We start from the raw sequence: 16593 nt of genomic DNA on the forward strand, positions 1-16593 counted from the left end.
ATAACAAAAGAATTCTAAAAATCATCCATTTTTAATGTAATGGAGCGATATGTTCCGCGAGAAGGTAACTTGCACGTAACGGAATACCATGATCAGCACGAACGCCGTTTTCAGAAAACGGATTTCCAGCAAATTCTTCAGAACCGACGGCGCGGTTTTCTTCGAGCCTTTGTCCCGATCCGTCAATCCAGATATGATCCCGAAGAGTGGCTAATGATGTTCCATTAAGCAGATGAAAAGCATGAACGAGTTCATGGGCAAGCGTGATGAAGGAGATTCGAGGGTCTAATACAGAATGCCCGATATTCATCGCATCAGTCCAAACCGCTTCATCGGGATGAAAACGAACGATAGGATTAACCCCTTCGCCTGGTGTGTTATCAGGTTTTGGCGCTCTTAAATGAAGCATGGCTTGTTCATGTTTTGGGTCATCTGGGTTATCGCTGACTCTGAAGCGTCTGACTTGTGAATCGGTTAATCTTCCCTGAACAAAACTCCCTTGTTCATGGTTGGCACAATCGATATAAAGTCGTTTATCAGGGTTATGATTAAGGATTTGACAAATCGCACTCAATAAATTTCGACCATTTTGACCGGATTTGATTCTTGCCAGAGCGGCTTCAGTCACCTCATGATGTTTCTTTGAGGCCGATAAAATGGTGAATTGTGGCACGACTAAACTATGTTGAATAGATTGAGGCATGTTGACACTCCTTACAGTTCATTTTGTGTGAAATATTCAGCTCTAATCGGCAAACCATGATCTTCGCGAACGCCATTTTCTGAAAACTTATTACCCCAATATCCACCCGTTCCAACAGCGCGATCTTCTTCTTCAAGTTGCGAAGTCGAATTGTTATAGACATCATTAAAAGCACTCGCTTTTGATGTTCCTTTCATGAGGTGATAAGCATGAATCAATTCATGAGCAAGAGAGGTAAAAGCATCGCGAGAATCTTTAATCACCCAGGATCGTTCATCTTTATCAACGATGATAGAAACATTCGGATTGTAATAAATGATAGGTTTAACACCTGTTCCGTTAGAACCGAGTTCTATCACCTTATTTCGATAAGATGTGACATCTTCAAAGTAATCAAGATTATATTTTTTAGCTTGAGAATAGGTTAGCTCTCCACCCGTTTCATTGTCATCGTTATCGGAAATCATGATGTCGATTTTGTTTTCCCGGTCAGAAAGCCGAGAAATTTCATTGAGGATATTGGATCCGTTTTTACCGGATTTGATTTTTTCAAGTGCGGATTCCCCGGCTATCAATTGTTTTTCTGTGTCAAAATAGAGAGTGACTTTCGGCTCAATTTTGCTGGGACGTGACCAGTTATAAGACATCAGTTCACCCATTGATTATTCGTTATTCAAAGTAAGCATTACGTAAAGGTAGGCCATGATCTCTCCGAATTCCATTTTCAGAAAGACTGGTGTTTTCAAACTCGCCCATTCCAACAGCACGAATTTCCTCGCGGTAATGTTCTGGGTCGTTAATGGCTGAGGTTGAAGGTTCTGTGCCAAATCCGCGACCAATCATCATGTAATAGGCATGAACCAGCTCATGAGCTAAGCCGATGAAGGCGAGATTAGATATATTCGCACTTCTGGGCATCCCATTAATATCAACTAATATAGAATGATTAGGATTATAAAAAACAAGGGGTTTAGCACCAATCCCATTTGAAGAATACTCATAGACTTTATGTCTATGTTCATAACTATTAGGATCCTTGTTTCCATGATAATCAGTTTTCATTTCTTCAGTCATGGCACCACTCAACCCTGAAGAATCTTCTTCAGATTCATTCACAATAATTGTTATTCTTTTATCATTAGTCGTTGCGTCTTCAATAGACTGAATCAAACGACGACCATTAGGACCGGCACAAATTTTTCTCAAAGCGGATTCGGTTGTTTTAAATTGCACTTCATTTTCGAACTGAATATCTAATACAGGAACTATCTTGCTCGCTTGAGTGATCGAGTTAGGCATTTGTTTATCTCATGATTTCGGAGGCATAGACTTATTAAAATAACTCTTACGAACAGGCATCTTGAGTTCTCGACGAACCGTATTTTCACTGAAGGCTTCTCTCTCGAACTCCCCAATACCTACAGCCCGCTCCTCTTCGCGTCGTTGACCTGTTCCATTGAACCAAACTTTATCGGGGTGAGTCGTCAGGGATGTTCCGTTCATCTGATGAAAAGCATGAATCAGTTCATGTGTAAGAGAGGCTGGATTATAAGCTGTGCTATAAACCTTTACTGGGAAACCTTCGTTGTCAATATAACTCGATTCATTGGGATTAAAAGTGATAATTGAAGGCGTTCCCTCACTATGTTTCCCGTCTCGATCGACTGTCGATAAAAGTCGCATCGCGGTTTGATGTTCCTTTGAATTGACATCAGGATTAACATAATATTTTCGAATCTGAGATTTTGATAAATATCCTGCTGTCCCAGTAGGATATTGATTATTTGCCACAATAATGAGATTCTTTTCTTCTGTAGCAACATATTTAAGGCTGAGCAACAAATTCTTACCTGAATGAGTTGATGCAATTTTCTTTAGTGCTTTTTCGGTTTCATCCAAATCTCTATTATTTTCATAGTTAATGGTAATAAAAGGAGCATTAATACTATTTGATTTATATGGTAAGAAATTAAGAGGCACGTCGAATATGTCCTTGCTTGAGTTGTTCACTTATAAAAATTTGTTCTCGGGTCAGATAACTGGCGCGAAGAGGAAGATGATGATCATAGCGAACACCATTCTCAGAGATTCCGCTTCCTTTATAAATCCCGACTCCGACAGCGCGATCTTCTTCAAGACGCATATCTGAATTTTCATCAAACAATTGGTCAAATGAATACCCACCTCGATAGGTTCCGTTCATTAAGTTGTATGCATGAACGAGTTCATGAGCAAGTGAAACAAAACACATTTCTTTCCCACTGTTCAAATAGGTAGGAAATCCGTCTTGATCAAGCATAATGCCTTTATTAATGTTAATCTTGACAATGGCGACAACACCTTCATTGTTATCGCCATTGGGTTTAATTCTCGCAAGCTCTAACATTTTATTAAAATGTTCATCACTATCAGAATTTCTGTTAACTTTGTGAATTTGAATCTGAGAATGAGTCAGCATTCCTCCAACGCCATTTTCGCGATCATGCGTCATGATTTGTACATGACGACCATGAGTTGAAAGCATTTTGATTCTTTTTAATAACTCATGACCGCAAGGACCAGAGTTAATTTTTGTTAATGAAGATTCAATATGAATCAACTCTTCGATAGATCCAGTATGAATCTTGATTTCAGGAATCAGTTTACTATGAAAATTGCCTGGAAATTGCATTAAAATATTCCTTTAATAATAATTAATTCATGCGAGGTTCACGATAGTCTTCTAATCCTTCTTGTAGTCGCATTTTATTTTCACTGATTTCTTTTCTGTAAAACTCACCTATTCCTAAGGCTCGCTCTTCTTCGCGACGTTGATGAGAGCGGAAACCGGAATAATTTTCCATATTACCACCTTGATAATTCCCTTTCATCATTCGCATCGCGTGAATAAGAACATGACCTAAAGTAAAATGATTACCATAATGGTTTGGATCACGTTTCGCCCCTCCCCACGGATCAGGAGAACGTGACATCATGGGATTAAAATAGACGACAGCACTTGTTCCCTCTCCGCGATTGACTTTGCCTCGTCGCATATTACTGCATAAATTATAGGCTAAGGCTTGCATTTGATGATTATTCGTCGCGTCAACAACATAACGATTTAATTGTGAATGCGTTAATATTGGACGTGCAATATTTTTATATCGTGTGCTTGCATAAATTTTTAGTGATCGGCCTTCATTTGAAAGATTTCTCAACTTTCCTAAAAGCGCTCTACCAGCAGGCAATCTCTCAAGTTTATATAATGCTGTATCTACCTCTTGCATCACATCCAAATTGTTATGGTGAATGCTAATAAATGGCGCGATAGCGGATTGAATAGAATATTGAGACATATGAAGTCCTCAAGTCATTGGGAAATATTGATTGATAATCGGCTGAACTTCGTTTCGGTCAAATCGTGTTGAGCGTTCAGGTAAGCCATGATCTCGACGAATACCATTTTCACTTAAATAATATCCGTGGTAAGGATGAATACCGATCGCACGGTCCTCCTCAATATCTGTAAACGGGTCTTCAGGATCAGGTTTAATATGAGAACCATGAATATGATGATAAGCATGAACAAGTTCATGAGCAAGGCTTGTAAAAGCGAAAGTTGAGTCTGTGTTAACTCGCCAGCCTATGCCATCTTTATCAACATATCGGCTTTCTGAAGGATTAAATTTAATTTGGCAACTAATCCCCTCTCCACGCTTACGACCTCCATGAGGACTGTTCAACATATCGACAAGAACTTTATATTTTGTTCTTTCTGGATCATTTGTAATACTGTAAATCCTTCGGATTTCATGATTCAATGTTCCTTTTGATGATGTCGGTTCATCACGAACAACAATAATATCAATGTCTCGTGTTTTATCGGTATATCTGTTAATTTCCTCAATCAATTGCCTCCCATTTGAACGAGATTTTATTTTTTCCAAAGCCGTTTCTGTTGCCTGGAATTCTTGGTTATTATTAAAATGAATTTTTGTATGAGGAATAACACTACTAGGCACACAAAAAGAAGGGTACATAACTTCTCCTTTTATTCATTCGGTAAATATTGAGCACATAATGATTGTGACTCATTCCTGTCATATCGTGTTGAGCGTTGAGGTAAATTGAAATCTCTTCTAATACCATTTTCACTGAGATTATTGTTTCTGAAATCAAGAATGCCAATTGCCCGATCTTCTTCTAATTCAGTAAAGGGATCGTTGGGATTCGAACGAAGATGCGTTCCATGCACATAATGATAAGCATGGATTAATTCATGGGCAAGACTGATAAAGGCTAAACCGGAAGCGGCTATTCGTGTTCCAATTCCATCAGGATCGACGGTTCGACTCTCTGAAGGATTCCATCTTATTTCACAACTGACGCCGTCTCCGCGTTTATGTCGATCATTTGGTCGACTTCGTAAATCTAACAACAATTTATATTTTCTGTTATTTTCATCATCAGGAATCAGAAACTGTCTTCTCAGTTCGTCATTAAGGAAAGGTTTCGAACTAGTCGGTTCATTAAAAACGACTTTTATATGAATGTCTTTGGAATCACTTGTATAACGGCATATCTCATAGATGAGGTTGTAACCATTTGTGCCACCTTCTTTAATTCGGGTGAGCATTTTTTCAACTTCTTCATATTCTTTTCGATTATTGCAATAAATATGAGTATTGTACAAAACATCTGATGGACTTCGATAATTATGACCAATCATTCTTAATATTCCTGACGCTTAGGCAAACCGTGTTCTTCGCGAATTCCATTTTCTGAAATCTTATCGCCTTCAAATGGACCAATACCGATCGCTCTTTGCTCCTCTTTGAAAGTTCTGGTTCCTTCTTCTGGTTCCGAACCATCAAAATAATGTGTTCCTTTCATAAACCCCAAAGCATGAACGAGTTCATGCGCTAGAGAGGTAAATGCTTTTGAAGGATCGTTTACACTCCGACCGTGACCCATATAATCAATCGATCTCGCTTCATTAGGATTCCAAACAACTAAGGCTTTTACACCTTCACCTTTTCTAAAAAAAGATTTTCTTTGTGAAATGTCGATGGCAATCTGATTACTTGCAGATGATTCATCAGCGATATGATATTTATTCAGCTGTGGTTCAGTCAAAAAAGCCGTTGCTTCCGATTGATATTGATCACTCACCTGAATTTTTAATTCTCTACCATCCTTTGAAGCATTCTGAATTTTAGTAATTAACTTTTTCCCATTAGGTTTACTCGCGATCTTTTCAAGCGCACTTTCCCCTTTTTCTATATCATCTAAATACATCCCTTCAACTTGAATTGGTGGAGCTATTCTACTCGTCCGGTTAAACGGCTCAAATGTCATCATAAAATTTACTGAGATCTGGTGAAAAAATGTTTTCGAGATGCCATCTCATGTTCTAAGCGAATCGCATTTTCAGAAAGTTTTTCTTTGTCATGACCTCCAATCCCAATGGCTCGTTCTTCTTCTTTGTATGCCATTGTTCCTTGGGTGAGTGGAGAGAAATCATAATAATGTTGGCCTGTCATGAATCCATGAGCATGAACAAGCTCATGGGCAAGACTGATAAATGATTCATTGGGATTATTATTTAATACAGGATAACCTTCTTTATCAATTAAACATGCTGTTTCAGGGTTCCAGCGAATCAATGCGGCAACAGGCTCTCCCGCTTTACCCGTATAGGTATAATGTGATATTTGGGCGGCTTTCCGATTGCTTTCCTCTGTCCCTCCCATCAACTCAAATCGCTGACATTGAGAGCGTGTCAAAAAAGGACCTGCTTCGCATTGTTGTTTGTTACTGGTCTGAATTCGGATCATTCGTCCATCAGTTGCAGCGGACTGAATTTCATTAATCAGACGGCGTCCAATCGGTTTGCTCATGATTTTAGCTAGAGCACGTTCAGTTTGAACGGCTTCAGATTCTTGAGAACTTTCTATTTGTATTGGTGGTGCGACATGACTGATCACAGTGACCGAACGAGCATTCATTTTAGTCTACTCCAGAAGCATGAAAGATGTTAACGAAGACTGGGGCCTGGCCGGGTATTCGATCCTGTGTTTCCTGAAACATTTGTTACAACAGGGTAATAGGCTCGCAAATAAAACCCAGATTGTTCACGAATTTTATTTTCTGAAATAGGTTCATTCTCATACTGAAAGACCCCGAGACCACGCATTTCTTCATTAGTTGATCCTTCAATTGTTTTATCATCAGTATAAGTACCTTTGAGTATTCGCATCGCATGAACTAATTCATTGGCTAACTGAAAGCGATTAACCCCGCCTTCATTGACACTATATTGCGTGTAGCCTTGAGAAAAACTGATATGCGCCTCCGCTGGGTTCCAGTAAACAAGAGCGCTCGCACCTTCTCCTTTTGTTAGTTTCTTTTTGAGGGCAAATTTTCTTGCTGCATCTAAGCTTTCTTCATTATGATAGCTTTTTGATAAATTTGTTTTTTCAGCTTGCTTGTTCGATAAAACAGGTATTGTGTGAGAGTCTTCAGTGTGTTGAATGTAAATCTTTACCTTTTTTGTATCTTTCGTGTATTTAACAATCTCAGATAAAAGTGTGGCTCCAGATTGTGTGTTACCAATTTGCGCCAAAGCATGATCTGTATTCATAAATCCGGCTGCATTTTCTGTACTTATCGTGATTTCTGGAACAATGGTTGATGGTGCTTGAACTCTAGGCATAACTAATTTCCTATTAATTTATTAATCTTTTAACTTGAAAACCCAACAGGATAGGAGGCTCTCACTGGCAAACCTAATTCCATTCTAATCATGTTTTCGCTAATGGCCTCTCCTTCAAATTCTCTTACTCCCATAGCTCGTTCCATTTCTCGTTCTCGACCTTCAATAGAATTATCATCAAGAGATGATCCGCGAACGATATGCATTGCGCGAACTAATTGATGCGAAAGTGAAGAATCATAGTTTTCATTGCCTGGTGCATTAAAATGAGGATTACCGTGAGGATTATCGAGATTTTGACTAAATGGATTAAGCATGATAACTGCACTTGCCCCGTCGCCTTTCGATAACCGTCCTTGTCTGGCAAATTGTGCTGCTCTAGAAACGCTCATTTGATGAAAAGGTGTTGGATGAAGTTGTAATTTTTCGGCTTGCTTAGGTGTAAGAGTCGGAACAGTATGAGTCAAATCAGTAATTGTTCGATACATGATCTCGACTTCTTTACCGTTCTTACTGTATTTTTCAATCTTATTTAATAAGCTTCTTCCTGCGTTAGTATGCTTAATTCGATACAAAGCAAGATTAACATCATTATAAGCATCAACATTAGGAGCGTTAATTTTAATACAATATGCTGATGTGGCTTGTTCTATAATCCTCATATTATTTCCTTTATATCATGACATTTTGTCGAGATTGAGAACCCGAAGGCCTAATTAATGATTCAGGAATAAAAGCACGCATTGGCATTCCAAGTTGAAGCCGTATGTTATTCTCAGTGATCGTTTCTTCAGGATATTTTGCCGTTCCAAGCGAACGTAATTCCTCATTTTCTCTTCCCCAAGCCGTACCATCATCAAGGGATGAACCTCTGACAATGTGCATCGCTTTGATCAACTGATTCGATAATGCTCCATCAAGATTTTGTTCAGTAACCTGACCTACATTATTCAATTGATTTGATCCAAGATTATCAATAAATGGATTAATTGAAATGCTTGCACTCGTTCCCTCGCCTTTCATTATCCTTCCATTTATTGCGATACTTTTTGCACAATCTAAAGCATCTTGAGATGTTCGCTCTTTTTCATAGCCATGTTTTATAGCTTGAGCGGGAGTGAGAAAGGCATAGGTATTTGTTATATTCCAGGCAGAAGAATTAACAACAACATGCTTGCCGGATTTATATCGAACAAAGCTTTCTATTTGGTCAAGTAATGTTTTACCTGTTTGTGTATTTTTGATGCGCGCAATTGAATTGTTCACCTCATTAAAATCATGTTGATTCTCAGCTTTGATGGTAATGCCAGGAGAAACACTAGCAGGTTGGATCATTGTCATATCATAATACTCTTTTATTAAATTGAATCTCGTCGAGGAAGTCCGTGCTCAAGTCTTATAGCGTTTTCAGAAAGCTTTTTGAAGTGGTGACGACCAATTCCAATCGCTCTTCGCTCCTCATCTTTTCCATGATGATTTGGGTAAAGGTTGAATTCATTTGCCTTACTCGTTCCTTTTAACTTCCTGAGACTGTGAACAAGTTCATGAGCTAATCCTACAAACGTTTTCTTTTCTAACTCTTCGTTAGATATTTCATTTTTTTTATCATCAAGTTGATCATTAGGATTCCAACGAATCGTTGAACCTACGCCCTTTCCTTTTCTGAATAATCCTGGCTTATGAGAAATTTGCTCAGCACTGATCACATCCATATAAAAAGGTGAAAACATATCTATGTCATTCTCCCTCCGCTGCTTATCATTCAAATGTCCATAAGTTAACGTTGGCTGTTCATAATCGATAAAAACCCTGATTTTTTTATCATTTCCAGCTCGTTGAGTGATTTCATCAATCAGTCTTTTACCATTTGGACGACTATATATTTTCATCAATGAACTTTCCATTTTGTAATGCGTTAGTTCATTATTATGGTAAAGATCAATGACGCTTGAAACCCTGCTAGATGTAATCTCATACATAAAAGTTACTCCAAGAAGAAATCTTATTTTTACTGGATTATCGCTTCCACTTTTTGACTTTTAGACTTAACTAAGATCATGTTTTTCTGATTAATTTTTAAATTATATCGTTCTCTGCCTCGATGAATTTTCATAAGCATCTTGAATTTGCCTTTCCTGTTCATAACTAAGTTCAGTTTGATGTTTTGTTCTTTCTGTTAACCCGTGTTCTCTACGAATGGCATTCTCTGAAATTTTAGCATTCGCAAATTCTCCAGTTCCTATTACACGCCGTTCTTCCCTTTTGGTTTCTAGACTTTCAACACCGCCAGAAGTATTGAAAGAAGTTCCTTTTAAGAATCGGTAAGAATGAATAAGTTCATGTGCGAGAGTTGTGAAGGCTAACTCTTCATTAATTTCAGATTGATGATGACCGCTCAACGTAACTTTAACAAAGTAACTAGGATCAAAATCGACGATCGAACTGACACCTTCCCCCTTCCTCATAAATCCTTTTTTTGCTGATATTTGTTGTGCTTTGATATTACTTTCAGTCGAATATGATTCTTCAATGCCATATTTTTTTAGTTGCGATTTAGTCAATATTGGAATGCTTTGAGAACGAAATGTTTCACTCACGTTAACTGAAATACTTCTACCATTTTTTGAAAGGTCTGATATCTCCTTCAAAAGTTGTCGCCCGACGGGTTTACTCTTGATTTTTGTGAGTGCTGCTTCAGTTTTATTCGTATCTTCTTCATACTCAGAAACGATCTCAATAGAAGGTACAACAGAACTTTGTCTTCTTATTAAATCCATAACAATCCCACCCAAAAAATCATCCGATATAAGACAAGTTTTCGTCTATGACATATTTCGCTCGTAAGTTCATCTTACTCTCATTTCGAATCGAATTTTCTGAAAAGGATCGGTTCGAATGGATACCCAAACCAACAGCACGTTGTTCTTCTTTGTAGCTCCTTGTTCCTGGTTCATATCTATCTGAATGATCTGCGGTATAGGTCCCTTTCATCATCCTGTATCCGTGGATCAGTTCATGAGCAAGAGAGATAAAAGCTTCTTTTTCATCATTAACCGCTGAATGAATACCCTCGTCAGATACATGAACGGATAAAGAAGGATTCCATCTAACGATAGCGCTCGTTCCTTTACCTTTAAAACCAAAGCGTCGTTTTTGGGCAAGTTTATTCGCTCTATCGTTATGCTCAATGTTGTATTCATCTTCAGATACGCCAAATCGCTGAACCTGAGATTTTGTAAGCGTTGGCATCGCACCAGATGTCGTTTTGCGATCTGCGACTATGGTTAAAGACTTTCCATTTTTAGAAAGTTTACTCAGCTCATAAATCAGCCTGTTACCTGTCGGTCCCTGGTCAAGTTTTGATAAAGCTGATTCTGCTTTTATTAAATCGGATTTAGTTTGATATTTTATATTTATAAAAGGGGCTGTGTGACTTCTGACGACTGGCATAATGGAATGTTATCTCCTGCGCTTGTTAAGCATCGCTTCAGCCTGACGGCTTTTCTCTATGTTTCGTTGATTGGCTTGCTGACCGTTTTCCTTTTCTTTTTCCGTTTCCTCAAACCAGCGGCTAATGATACGCATGGTGACGTTCAGTTGTTCCAGCATTTGATAAAGCTCTTCGTGATAGATTTTATCTGTGCTGATATCGATCCAGAGACAAAGACGCTTATCCTCTTTGTCAGCTGCAAGTATGACGCGCGACGGTTGATCGGGGGTCAGATTTGCCTGAAGCAGTTCTAAGAGTAAATCGGTTGTCAGCTTTTCAGGTAAAGGCAAGAAAGCGAGCATCACCATCGTATCGACCTCAGTCAGTTCAAGAAAGACCTGACCTGTCTCAAGCATAAACGTGTAATAACCTTGTTCATTTAGCGGGATATCGGGGATGTGAAGCTGGTTGAACAAAGGCTGAAGCTTTTTATAAAATTCTTCCGGTTTCATTGATTACCTATGTATTTAGAGGATGTGATAGTTAAGTAACAAAATCGTAAAATTAGTTCCTTAAAATTTTTTGTTCCATTAAATTCAAATACCTATAGTGATGTCATTTTCATCAAGCTGATACTTCATCCTTTGCTGAAACCCATGCTCTACCCTGATTTTATTTTCAGTTATTTCGTGATTGGCATGTTTCCCGAGGCCTACAGCCCTAGCTTCTTCTTCCGCGCTATTCGTACCTTCATTATATCTGTCTGAACCATCAACGAGATAAGTTCCTTTCATCATCCGATAAGAATGAATCATTTCATGAGCAAGAGAAATGAATGATTCTCTCTCATCATTCGTTCCTATAATTTTTCCATTACTTTTAACATGTAAAGCAACAGAAGGATTCCATTTAATAATTGATGATGTACCTTCTCCTTTTCTTCCGAATCTTTTTTTATTAGCTAGGGCATTAGCGACTTCATTATGTTCTTCATTAAAATCAGAGGCTGAAACACCAAATTTTTTAATTTGTGATTCTGTTAACATCGGGTAAGCGGCTGTCATTAATTGATTATTCACTTCTATCGATAAAGCTTTGCCTTCTGTTGAAAAGTTCTTTATTTCTTCAATTAACTTTCTTCCGACCACCCCGTGATTAATCATTCTTAATGCTGATTCGGCTTGCATATATCGATGTGGATTTTCGTAATGAATATTGATATGAGGAGCAATCTGACTACGGCTAATATTCATTTATTTTCTTCTAAATAGTGGATGATACTAATTATGTGAAAATTTTAAGATATTAGTTCCATAAAAATTAAGAAGAAAAAACCCCGCGAGTTGCGGGGCTGAGGGTTTAGGCAAATCCGCCGTTTACGCGGACTATCTGTCCGTTAATCCAGGCCCCTTCTTCACCTGCCAGCATCGAGACGGCGCTCGAAATGTCCTCAGGTGTGCCAATGCGACCCAGTGGTGAGGCACGTTTAAAGAAATCGATCTGCTCCTGTGTCTTATCCTTATAGAAGAGCGCGGTGCCCGTCGGGCCAGGTGCGACGGCATTCACGTTAATATTACGAATGCCCAGCTCGTTAGCCATCACGCGAACCAATCCTTCGACACCGAGTTTCGATGCGATATAACCGCCATAGTTCGGGAAGTTCTTCGCGACTACGCTTGAGGAAAGCGCAATGATACGACCACCGCCTTCAATGGCGTCAGCGGCATGAGATAGCACAATCACGGAACCGATCAGATTGGTATTGATGACGCGCTGAGTTTCTTCGATGCCTTCAGGATTGATTTTCGCCATCGGCATGATCCCAGCGCTATGCACCAGAACATCAAGCTTGCCGTTAATGGTTTTGGTTTTGGCGAACATTTCGCGAACCTGAATCACGTTTGTCACGTCAGCATGAACAACAAAAGCTTTGCCGCCTTTATCCTGAATACCGTGAACGACCTCTTCAGCTTTGCTTTTATTGCCTGAATAGTGAACAAAGACAATAAAGCCATCGTCTGACAAACGTTCAGCGATAGATTGTCCGATCCCACCTGTGGCACCTGTCACTAATGCGACTTTTGAAAAATCATTCATATGCGATCCTTAGTCTGTTATGTAAAGAGCGGTTTCCCGCTCTCGCACAATCTAAAGAATCATTAAGGAAAAGCGTTTTAAGGTGTGCGGTTCATGAGGCAAAAAGAGAAAGAAGAGGTTAAATGAGTTCTTTCCCTTTTGGTCTCATGTTCAGCCATTCAATATCCTCTTGAGAAAGCTCACAGTTCTCAGGCGTCAGTTCAGCAAGATATTCATCTAAGGTTTTTTTCGGATTGTGTTCAGGTTTTGCGCGTAACATCAGCGTTTTGCCTGCCATCTCAGCCTCCACCTCCATTTGATCATTGAGTTCCATCTGTTGAATGATCGAGGACGGTATACGAAGCGCGTAGGAATTACCCCACAGTTTCAAAGTAAAGTTCAGCATTTGACCTCCGGTTTTGATGTTGATACATTATATATCCGAGGGGTATTCATGTTCAACTGATCGTGGATCGTCCTTCTGGTATGAGTACGAAATTTCAATCTGGCCTCCTTCCTTGCTGATTGACATGGCTTAAGACTGCCCCTTTCGAGGGGCTTTTTTTTGTCTTGAATTTAGTACCGCACAAATCATTCAAAATTAGTTCGAAACCAACTGTCATTTGTATCTACTTCGTGTATACTACTTTCATAGTCACACAGAGAGAGACACAGAAGAATGAACAAAACAGAATTTTTTGATTCCATGAAAGAATGCCGTGTAAATCTGACCGCTTTCATCACCATTTCGCCACGCGACAACGGCAAGACAGCCTTAGTCATGAATCAGTCAGGCGCGCCAAATGCTTTCCTGTCGATGCATAAAGATGGTTCTCAGTCTTTGCGTCAGGCATGGGACAAATATGAACGTTGGTTGAAAGAATTCTTCATGAACTTTGATGACATCATTAATGAGGACCATGTTGCAGCCATCGAAGAGGATAGAGAGATTCAGGCCTTACTCGCCGAATCCGATGAAGTGAGCATGATGGAAGAAGAACAGAAAAAAGAGGTTATCGAGCTGACACACGAAGCGGCATTGGTCATGAATGAGGAAATCGATCGTCTTTCCCAGGATCTCGCCGATCGTCGTTGTTACTTTTATGACGACATCCAGATTCACAATGGCCAGCAAGCCGTGATAGCCAGGTATAAGAAAGAGGCGTTTGATAATGGACCGCGCTTGATTCAACACATCTTAAAAGTAATTGTCATTTCAAGGCGTAGAGCCGAAAAGCTCACAGGTTATGCGGAGACACCCCCTCCACCACGCACTTCTGATGATATTTTTGAATATGACATTCCGTTTTAATAACAAAAAGAGATTAATGTAATGGCTCGTCGTCGTTCTACGGTAAATCGCGATTTACCTCCAAACCTCTACGTAAGAAATCAGGGGTATTACAGTTATAAAGATCCTCGTTCAGGGAAGGAGTACGGTCTGGGGCGCGATAAGCGCTCCGCCATCACTCAGGCTATCGAGGCAAACTTAGAGCTTTATCAGGATCTCGCTCAGCCTGTTAAGCTACTTGACCGCATGAACGAGGTGAAGAAGTACACCTTAAACAACTGGCTTGAGTCCTATGAGAAAGAACTCGATCGTCGCAAGTTAGCATCAAAGACAATGGAGAGTTACACCCGATTTCTCAAAACCATCAAGGAACGCATGGGGGCATTTGCCATCGAGGATATCGATACAAAAGTCTTAGCGGATTTCCTGGCACCCTGGCGCGATGACGGGAAGGCAACGATGCACAACCGCATCAGGAACTTTCTTAAGGACGTCTTCTCGACGGCAATCGCTCACGGTGTTCTGAAAGTCAACCCGATTGAGTACATCAAAACAGAACGCGTCACTGTTGTTCGTGAGCGCTTGTCTCTGGATGAATTCAAACTGATTTGTGATAACACACCTGACCTCTATCCCTGGGCGAAACCTTGCTTTGAGCTGGCGCTTCTCACAGGTCAGCGCATCGGTGATATTCAGGCGATGAAATGGGAAGACATTCGCAACAACAAAATTTATGTCATCCAGCAAAAGACAGGTTCTAAGGTGGCCATCGATACCGCTCACGGATTGAAGGCGATTGATAAAACCATCAAGCAGGTTCTGAAAGAACTCGAACAATTTAAGGATGAAGGCGGTTTTGTGATCCCAGTTTCAGGTGGTCGCGACAAACTGTCTCGCGCGTTCCTCAAGTCGCGTGAGTCGTCAAAACTCAAATGGGAAGGAACCGCGCCTTCGTTTCATGAGATCCGTTCGTTGTCCGCTCGACTCTATAAAGAAGAGAATGACGGCGAGTTCTCACAACGTCTGTTAGGTCACAAGAACTCCGCGATGACAGATAAGTATACTGACACGCGCGACAATGCGTTCGTCGAAGTTTAATCCTACCATTGACGCCAAATAGTTACACCCTTAGAATGATACCTTTCTTACCAAAGAGGGTGTAACAATGAAAGGTAAAGTGAGCGTTAACGTAGAAATTTCTAATCATAAGTTTCTTCTTAATCATGGTGTCAACGTGTCAGCATTGACTGACACCTTTTTCGCTGAGGAGGTAAAGAAAATCAAAAGAGAACAATTTATTGAAGAGAACCGTGCTGGAATGGCTGAGATTGCCGCTCATACTGAAAAATATGGTTCATTTTCTGATAAGCATCGGAGCTGGTAACGATGCAATATGATGTTTTTATTTATAATAACGCTGAGGTTAAATTTGTTGTCGATGTTCAGAGTGATATCATCGATATCCCTGGTTTTAAGATGGTTGCTCCGCTCTATCCTGCTGAACAATTCTCTGGAAACGTCAATCAGATTTTGATGCCTAAACTTTTTGTTAACGATGAATACTATCGGATGAAGATTAGCGAAATGGCTTCAGTTCGCGAGAATCTTTTAGGGGAAAAGGTTGTTTCGCTTTCATCCTCAAGTGATGTGATTAACAATGCAATAAACATGCTCTTCTGGGGCATTTGATTCTAAAACTAAGAACCCGCCTTTCGGCGGGTTTTTTGTATTTGGAGTTAGTATTGTTTAAATTGAAGCAAGACTGCAAAGCCGAAGAAGATGGAACCACAGATTCGATTGAAGACCTTACCCGGTTTCAAAATTTTCTTAGCAAAATAGACCGTCGCTAAAGCAAAAAGGAATTCGAAGCAAAATTCACAAATTCCCAGAGTCAGGGAACACTCTACGGCCTGTAAAAAGATATTATGATCGTTATTGATTATGTTTGGTATTATTGAGATAAAGAAAAACAAAGCGTTCACGTTCGTTATTGCTGAAATCAATCCTTCTAAAAAAAGCTTATACACACTGAATCCCTGAAAGTGATCAACCTGATATTCCATATCATTTTCAATTGACCACCACAGGCGAAGTCCAATCAACGCGAGATAAAGCGAACCGATGTTCTTCAGGATATCCAGAACCCACGGATAACTTGTCATGACGGCTCCCAGACCAAGCACAGTAATCGTCATTAAGAACATGAACCCAAGCATACCTCCTGCCATCGTCCAAATCGTTTTAGGCACACCAAAGCGCGCGCTATGACTCAACACAATGAGGGAGTTCGGACCTGGGATGACACAAGCACCACAGCAAGCCAGAAGCAAAATCAACCATGAATCAAACGTCATTAAACTCTCTCTCTTTTTACGATTGAAAAGGAAAGCTAAGGG

At 39.8% G+C, this 16593-nt stretch carries 25 protein-coding genes; 4 read left to right on the forward strand and 21 right to left on the reverse strand.

Features of this window, described 5'->3' with window-relative positions:
* Positions 1-31: 31 nt before the first annotated feature.
* The 20 genes from F3J37_RS01590 to F3J37_RS01685 all read right to left on the reverse strand — a co-directional run bounded on the left by F3J37_RS01590 (position 32) and on the right by F3J37_RS01685 (position 13312).
* On the reverse strand, positions 32-703 hold the full coding sequence (locus F3J37_RS01590; protein WP_166718793.1) for a M91 family zinc metallopeptidase: 672 nt from the start codon (positions 701-703) through the stop codon (positions 32-34).
* A gap of 11 nt (positions 704-714) precedes the next feature.
* The gene (locus F3J37_RS01595; RefSeq protein ID WP_166718792.1) at positions 715-1362 is read right to left on the reverse strand and encodes a M91 family zinc metallopeptidase; all 648 of its coding nucleotides are present in this window, start codon (positions 1360-1362) and stop codon (positions 715-717) included.
* Between the two features lie 10 nt (positions 1363-1372).
* Complete coding sequence (locus tag F3J37_RS01600; RefSeq protein ID WP_166718791.1) at positions 1373-2002, reverse strand: M91 family zinc metallopeptidase; 630 nt, start codon at positions 2000-2002, stop codon at positions 1373-1375.
* Positions 2003-2011: 9 nt separating this feature from the next.
* Complete coding sequence (locus F3J37_RS01605) at positions 2012-2683, reverse strand: M91 family zinc metallopeptidase (RefSeq protein WP_166718790.1); 672 nt, start codon at positions 2681-2683, stop codon at positions 2012-2014.
* A complete protein-coding gene (locus tag F3J37_RS01610; RefSeq protein ID WP_166718789.1) occupies positions 2673-3374 on the reverse strand; it encodes a M91 family zinc metallopeptidase in 702 nt (233 codons plus the stop codon). Before F3J37_RS01610 ends, F3J37_RS01605 begins: the two co-directional genes overlap by 11 nt.
* 22 nt (positions 3375-3396) lie before the next feature.
* Complete coding sequence (locus F3J37_RS01615) at positions 3397-4041, reverse strand: M91 family zinc metallopeptidase (RefSeq protein WP_166718788.1); 645 nt, start codon at positions 4039-4041, stop codon at positions 3397-3399.
* Positions 4042-4050: 9 nt separating this feature from the next.
* The gene (locus tag F3J37_RS01620) at positions 4051-4725 is read right to left on the reverse strand and encodes a M91 family zinc metallopeptidase (RefSeq protein WP_166718787.1); all 675 of its coding nucleotides are present in this window, start codon (positions 4723-4725) and stop codon (positions 4051-4053) included.
* 11 nt (positions 4726-4736) lie between these two features.
* The gene (locus F3J37_RS01625; protein ID WP_166718786.1) at positions 4737-5414 is read right to left on the reverse strand and encodes a M91 family zinc metallopeptidase; all 678 of its coding nucleotides are present in this window, start codon (positions 5412-5414) and stop codon (positions 4737-4739) included.
* Positions 5415-5416: 2 nt separating this feature from the next.
* Positions 5417-6046, reverse strand: coding sequence for a XopG/HopH/AvrPtoH family type III secretion system effector (gene xopG, locus F3J37_RS01630; protein ID WP_166718785.1), 630 nt, complete (start codon positions 6044-6046; stop codon positions 5417-5419).
* A 5-nt stretch (positions 6047-6051) separates the two neighbouring features.
* Positions 6052-6693 (reverse strand): M91 family zinc metallopeptidase, encoded by a 642-nt coding sequence (locus F3J37_RS01635; protein WP_166718784.1) that lies wholly within the window; start codon positions 6691-6693, stop codon positions 6052-6054.
* 29 nt (positions 6694-6722) lie between these two features.
* Positions 6723-7400, reverse strand: coding sequence for a M91 family zinc metallopeptidase (locus F3J37_RS01640; RefSeq protein WP_166718783.1), 678 nt, complete (start codon positions 7398-7400; stop codon positions 6723-6725).
* Positions 7401-7429: 29 nt separating this feature from the next.
* Complete coding sequence (locus F3J37_RS01645; RefSeq protein ID WP_166718782.1) at positions 7430-8062, reverse strand: M91 family zinc metallopeptidase; 633 nt, start codon at positions 8060-8062, stop codon at positions 7430-7432.
* A gap of 10 nt (positions 8063-8072) precedes the next feature.
* Positions 8073-8741 carry a hypothetical protein gene (locus F3J37_RS01650; protein WP_166718781.1) on the reverse strand — a complete coding sequence of 223 codons (669 nt, stop codon included), beginning with the start codon at positions 8739-8741 and terminating at the stop codon, positions 8073-8075.
* Between the two features lie 17 nt (positions 8742-8758).
* Positions 8759-9379: a M91 family zinc metallopeptidase gene (locus F3J37_RS01655; RefSeq protein ID WP_166718780.1), complete on the reverse strand. Its 621-nt coding sequence runs from the start codon at positions 9377-9379 to the stop codon at positions 8759-8761.
* A gap of 102 nt (positions 9380-9481) precedes the next feature.
* Complete coding sequence (locus tag F3J37_RS01660; protein ID WP_166718779.1) at positions 9482-10177, reverse strand: M91 family zinc metallopeptidase; 696 nt, start codon at positions 10175-10177, stop codon at positions 9482-9484.
* 19 nt (positions 10178-10196) lie between these two features.
* Positions 10197-10850, reverse strand: a complete 654-nt coding sequence (gene xopG / locus F3J37_RS01665) for a XopG/HopH/AvrPtoH family type III secretion system effector (RefSeq protein ID WP_166718778.1) — start codon at positions 10848-10850, stop codon at positions 10197-10199.
* A 9-nt stretch (positions 10851-10859) separates the two neighbouring features.
* On the reverse strand, positions 10860-11342 hold the full coding sequence (locus tag F3J37_RS01670; RefSeq protein WP_166718777.1) for a type III secretion system chaperone: 483 nt from the start codon (positions 11340-11342) through the stop codon (positions 10860-10862).
* Positions 11343-11426: 84 nt separating this feature from the next.
* Entirely contained in the window at positions 11427-12083 is a 657-nt protein-coding gene (xopG, locus tag F3J37_RS01675) for a XopG/HopH/AvrPtoH family type III secretion system effector (protein WP_166718776.1), read from the reverse strand.
* A gap of 106 nt (positions 12084-12189) precedes the next feature.
* Positions 12190-12927, reverse strand: a complete 738-nt coding sequence (locus F3J37_RS01680; RefSeq protein ID WP_166718775.1) for an SDR family oxidoreductase — start codon at positions 12925-12927, stop codon at positions 12190-12192.
* A 118-nt stretch (positions 12928-13045) separates the two neighbouring features.
* Complete coding sequence (locus F3J37_RS01685) at positions 13046-13312, reverse strand: AbrB/MazE/SpoVT family DNA-binding domain-containing protein (protein WP_166718774.1); 267 nt, start codon at positions 13310-13312, stop codon at positions 13046-13048.
* A 273-nt stretch (positions 13313-13585) separates the two neighbouring features.
* Between F3J37_RS01685 and F3J37_RS01690 the strand changes: the two genes are divergently transcribed.
* The 4 genes from F3J37_RS01690 to F3J37_RS01705 all read left to right on the forward strand — a co-directional run bounded on the left by F3J37_RS01690 (position 13586) and on the right by F3J37_RS01705 (position 15886).
* Positions 13586-14218 (forward strand): hypothetical protein, encoded by a 633-nt coding sequence (locus F3J37_RS01690; RefSeq protein ID WP_166718773.1) that lies wholly within the window; start codon positions 13586-13588, stop codon positions 14216-14218.
* A gap of 21 nt (positions 14219-14239) precedes the next feature.
* On the forward strand, positions 14240-15295 hold the full coding sequence (locus F3J37_RS01695; protein ID WP_166718772.1) for a phage integrase Arm DNA-binding domain-containing protein: 1056 nt from the start codon (positions 14240-14242) through the stop codon (positions 15293-15295).
* Between the two features lie 67 nt (positions 15296-15362).
* A complete protein-coding gene (locus F3J37_RS01700) occupies positions 15363-15581 on the forward strand; it encodes a type II toxin-antitoxin system CcdA family antitoxin (RefSeq protein WP_166718771.1) in 219 nt (72 codons plus the stop codon).
* A gap of 2 nt (positions 15582-15583) precedes the next feature.
* Positions 15584-15886 (forward strand): CcdB family protein, encoded by a 303-nt coding sequence (locus F3J37_RS01705; protein ID WP_166718770.1) that lies wholly within the window; start codon positions 15584-15586, stop codon positions 15884-15886.
* A gap of 47 nt (positions 15887-15933) precedes the next feature.
* Here F3J37_RS01705 and F3J37_RS01710 read toward each other — a convergent pair whose 3' ends face one another.
* Positions 15934-16551, reverse strand: a complete 618-nt coding sequence (locus tag F3J37_RS01710; RefSeq protein WP_166718769.1) for a LysE family translocator — start codon at positions 16549-16551, stop codon at positions 15934-15936.
* Positions 16552-16593 lie beyond the last annotated feature (42 nt).

This window comes from Candidatus Pantoea communis (assembly GCF_011752685.1).
Classification (GTDB): Bacteria; Pseudomonadota; Gammaproteobacteria; order Enterobacterales; family Enterobacteriaceae; genus Pantoea; species Pantoea communis.